We start from the raw sequence: 4,406 nt of genomic DNA, 5'->3' as shown, positions 1-4,406 counted from the left end.
TGAGTAAATGCTACGTTTTTGCGAGTCTTAGGCGTTCTTATGAATTGGAAAACGACGATAAGTGAAATTTACTTAGAGTCTTTTAATCTATGCTAATTTGTGTTGAGAGCTCTTTTTAATTTTGCATTATTTTTTATTGGGGATTTTATGAGTAGAATAATTTTTCTTTTAACCTGTTTAATTTTATCAAACAAAGTTTTCAGTGTGGAATGTAATTACTCTGAGGTTATAGCTGTACAATTATAAGATAGCAATCTTTTAGCATTAGTAAGTTCAAATGGTAAAGTTATTTGGAAACGGATTGGTTTAACATCAAATGATACAACAAAATCTTATCAGTCACTATTACAGCAAGCTTTAGCAACGGCAAGTCGAGTTATGTTTTATTATGAAGAACAAAGCTATGCTTGTGATGTGAGTGATTATAGCAATGTACCAAAAAAAATTAGATTATATAATAATTAAAATGTAATTATTGTTGGTTGTTATATATGGTGATTCCACCATTGAAAAGTGGTGCTCAACCGTCTTTAATTTAACTTGAATTTATCTATTTATATGTAAATGGTACTTTTTTCGTAATGAAATTGAGTATCGTTTATGTGAACATAAGCTTAACGGAATGAAGTTTTTGTCATGGGAAGATACCTACCTATCAAACTTTTCTTTGCTTCTTTTTACTCTTACCTTGAGCTTCAAAAAGCAGATAATGATTTACGAATGCATCATTCTTTTTAATTAACTTTGTCATAATAAATGAACTTAAAATGAAATCAGTACTAACTCTTAAATCATTATTGTTGTTGTGTTTACTAAGCCCTATTAGCGTTAATGCTAACCATTACTGTTATGGGAAAATAAAAGATGTACAGATTGATCGTGGCGGAAAAGTACACTCAACAATCATTCCTTTGAGTGGAAGTGGCTTTGTAGCTTCCAATGGTTACTTATGCGACCTAACACCTAAAAATGGTGAAAATGACCCTGAATTTTGCGAAGCATTGTATAGCTCTCTATTAACAGCACATGCTACTCAAAGTGAAGTTACATTATGGTTCAATAATGATGATATAGATAATAAATCTTGTAATAAGGGTGACTGGAAAAACTTATATAAAGATTATGGTTTTTACCATTTTAGAGTTAGATAATTAGTGGTTTTTAATAAAATTCTGGCAAAAGTAACTTGTTTCTTTATCTTCCTAGTGTTAGTTGGATGTTCAAATACATCTACTCAAACCGTTGATATTAAATTACCGAATGATATTAAGTATATTGGTAATGGCTCTGCAGGCTTTGCACTCATGTCAGTAATGGGACCTACAGGTGTCGCAGTAGGTGCTGCAATAGATGTTGGTATTGCTAACGATATCAAAAATATGAATGAACTCTCTGCTCTACAGTCAGAGCTGAACACTCTAATAACTGAGTACAACGCACATTCACTTATAGACAATCCAATTAAGAAATTACTAATAGAACGAATAGATTTTATCGCGTTACCTGGTGATTTAGTGAAAGTTAAACTTATAGGGACGGTAAAATCACTAAATAGCGACTTAGTTAATCTGTCTGATTGCGATATCAAAGAGGAGCTTGTAGCTATTAAAACTAAAAAAGGGTTAGCCAATATTTTAATAGTGCAAGCAGTAGAGCTTTCATTAAAGGAAATATCAGGGGAAAGAGTATGAAATTACTTAAGAAAATAACATTATTTGCACTCGTTTTTTTATCGTTTAGTGCATCCGCAGACTCATTTTGTACTGGCAAAATTAAGCAGTTAGCTATAGGCCGCTCCGGTACAGTATTAATAGCAGGGCCTGGTGGCCTACCAAGTACCTATCTTTGTAGTGTAAACCTAAAACAAAATAATGTTGAGGTTGAATCTTGTAAGGCAATTTTTAGCCAGCTTTTAGCTGCTCAAGCACAGCAAAAAGAAGTGAATATTACATTTAACCCAAGGCTCTCTTCATGCTCTCAGGTTAAGTCATGGGGCTGGGCTGAAGGATTTAACTGGGTGATAGTAAATGATTAAAGCAGTGATATATGCATTTATGTATTCATTATTAATTTTTTCTTTACCAGCTAAAGCTTGGATTGTTTCCACAGGGAAAATAGAGTCTTTATTAATTTATAAACAGAACCAAGTTTTGGTGAAGCTTAAAGACAATAACGGTAAGTCAGTTGCTGAATGCAGCAATAAAGAATATTTTTCAATCCCCGCAGAATACACAAGTGAATCAAGAAACCGAATGTATAGTACTTTGTTAGCTGCAAAAATGGCTGATAAAACAGTGTCGATAGCTTACACAGAGTCAGGTAACTGTGATGTTTGGGGAGCTAGTACCAATGTTTATAGAATTATAACGCGGATAGCGTTTTAACTTAATAAGTTTATAGCTGCTAACGGCGAGCAGCTATTTTTAACATAAAAAATGAAATATACCGAATTATATGGGGCGAATATTGATCTAATATATTCGCTGAAAACATATTTAAATGAGATTTAATTATGCTAAGGATTAGTTTTCCACTGTTATTGTGCGCAACAGTTTTGTCAACTCTAACTTTTTCTTCGAATGTAAAAGCATCAGATACTGGTTCTGCATGGGTACCTATAAGCACAAGCGATACGACTACTATCATACCTTTACCACGTGTTAGTCTTAGTGGTAACTCTCCTTATACTGCTAGCAGTACTGAAGGAGATTTGTACATAAATATTGATCAAATCGGTGCAAGTAAAGCATTCTACTATAGGACAAAAGATGCCTTAACAGGGTCATATGGAGCATGGCAGTGTAAATCAGCAGAAGATATTAAATCTAGCAATAACCAAATAGTAATTGATGATTACATTGCACAAGGTACATACTCATTTGAAGTTTCAGCGTGTATGACTGGGGAAGGCTGTAATGTGTCTGCATTTGAAAATGGTAACTTAGCGTGTTCCGATTATGCTGAGACATCTGATGTTGAGGTCGGGGATGTGCAAGGTACACGTCCACTTCAAACCAAAACTGCAGGTTTGCTCGATCAGCATGTTGGTACTTTAAATGCGGAATTCAGAGTTACAGAGCAAGGAGCCGCTGCTTATACAGTTCCAATTGCACTTCCTGAAGGCACTGCAGGTGTTAAGCCTCAACTATCTCTCTCATATAACTCTCTCGCTGGTGATAGCCTCATGGGACGAGGTTGGAATATTAATGGTTTAGAATCAATCAGCCGCTGTGGTAAGTCATTCGCTTTTGATGGAAAACAAGGTGGGGTTGATTTATCTAATAACGACCGCCTTTGCATAAACGGTCAGCGATTAATATTAAGTGATTCAACGGATGGTTTATATGATTTTGATAAAAAACATACCAATACAGCATATTGGTCTACTGCGGCTATCTACCATACTGCAATTGATGCGTTTATCACAGTAAAGCCACATTATTACAACGGTATATTGAAAGGTTTCACCGTTGAAAACAAAGCAGGGGAAGTTCGCTATTTTGGTGATACTAAATATTTTTCAGGTTCTAGTTTAGTAGGTAAGTCTTTTGCTGATGGATTTAATCCAAGAGTAGGTGAAAAAGAAACTGGAGAAAATGACGCATTTCTTAAATCAAAAGCTAAACCAAGTTTTGCTCATACCTGGCTACTTAAAGCCATCGAAGATGTAAAAGGTAATTACATTTTATATCGTTACTCCGACTTTAGTAACTATGCAAATCACTTGGGTGAAAGCCGAATAGAATCAATAGAGTATACGGGAAACCGTGTTTTAGGACAAAAACCTTATGCTGTTGTTGACTTTATTTATAAAGATGAAGGCGCGACTAAAGAAGTATATAACTCAAATGCTCGTGTTGCATGGCTAGCAGGCTCACCAATTTCCATTAAAAGTATTTTAAGACGTATTAAAATAAATGTTGATAGTGAGTTATATCGTCAATACAAGTTCACATATTCAGAATCAACTGAAGTAGATAAAGTTACTCAATTAAAAGAAATTACTGAGTGTGAAAAAAACTCATTTATTTGTAGTAAACCTTTAAAGTTTTATTGGGAGAATCCAAGTGGTGACTCAGGTTTTAAGCCTTTTACCAGTAGCATATCAAAGACTACAAGCTTAAATAATAAAGATTATGTTTCATATACATTCGATTTCAATGGCGATGGTTATTCAGATTTTATCTATAAAGATAAAGGGTGGAAAATTAAATATGGCCCTTCTTTTGATGTTGTAAAAACGCTTACTTCAGATACTAATTTAAGTTACTGGGATACATCTACTAAAATTTTCGATCATAATGGCGATGGGATACAAGATCTTCTTGTTAAAAATAAATCTGATAATAAATGGTATGTGATAGCAAACTTTCCGACTCGCGTTCCCGATAGCACGTGTAAAAACG

The 4,406-nt window shown here is 34.2% G+C and carries 5 protein-coding genes; all 5 read left to right on the top strand.

Annotated features, from left to right (window positions below):
- Positions 1 to 767: 767 nt before the first annotated feature.
- Positions 768 to 1,151, top strand: a complete 384-nt coding sequence (locus L1D51_RS20595) for a hypothetical protein (RefSeq protein ID WP_239964703.1) — start codon at positions 768 to 770, stop codon at positions 1,149 to 1,151.
- A gap of 3 nt (positions 1,152 to 1,154) precedes the next feature.
- The gene (locus L1D51_RS20590; protein ID WP_239964702.1) at positions 1,155 to 1,691 is read left to right on the top strand and encodes a hypothetical protein; all 537 of its coding nucleotides are present in this window, start codon (positions 1,155 to 1,157) and stop codon (positions 1,689 to 1,691) included.
- On the top strand, positions 1,688 to 2,035 hold the full coding sequence (locus L1D51_RS20585) for a hypothetical protein (protein ID WP_239964701.1): 348 nt from the start codon (positions 1,688 to 1,690) through the stop codon (positions 2,033 to 2,035). The genes L1D51_RS20590 and L1D51_RS20585 overlap by 4 nt, the downstream gene beginning before the upstream one ends.
- Positions 2,028 to 2,384 (top strand): hypothetical protein, encoded by a 357-nt coding sequence (locus tag L1D51_RS20580; protein ID WP_239964699.1) that lies wholly within the window; start codon positions 2,028 to 2,030, stop codon positions 2,382 to 2,384. Before L1D51_RS20585 ends, L1D51_RS20580 begins: the two co-directional genes overlap by 8 nt.
- Positions 2,385 to 2,512: 128 nt before the next feature.
- On the top strand, positions 2,513 to 4,406 hold a 1,894-nt coding region (locus tag L1D51_RS20575), incomplete at its 3' end, for a SpvB/TcaC N-terminal domain-containing protein (protein ID WP_239964698.1).

The sequence above is a fragment of the Pseudoalteromonas shioyasakiensis genome, from assembly GCF_022398475.1.
Taxonomy (GTDB): Bacteria; Pseudomonadota; Gammaproteobacteria; order Enterobacterales; family Alteromonadaceae; genus Pseudoalteromonas.
The sequence above is the reverse complement of the archived record's forward strand: the minus strand, read 5'-3'. Positions and strand labels throughout refer to the sequence as shown.

Excerpts from the sequence above, each read along its gene's own strand:
- L1D51_RS20585 (WP_239964701.1), top strand. The coding sequence starts at position 1,688 with ATGAAATTACTTAAGAAAATAACATTATTTGCACTCGTTTTTTTATCG.
- L1D51_RS20580 (WP_239964699.1), top strand. The coding sequence starts at position 2,028 with ATGATTAAAGCAGTGATATATGCATTTATGTATTCATTATTAATTTTT.
- L1D51_RS20595 (WP_239964703.1), top strand. The coding sequence starts at position 768 with ATGAAATCAGTACTAACTCTTAAATCATTATTGTTGTTGTGTTTACTA.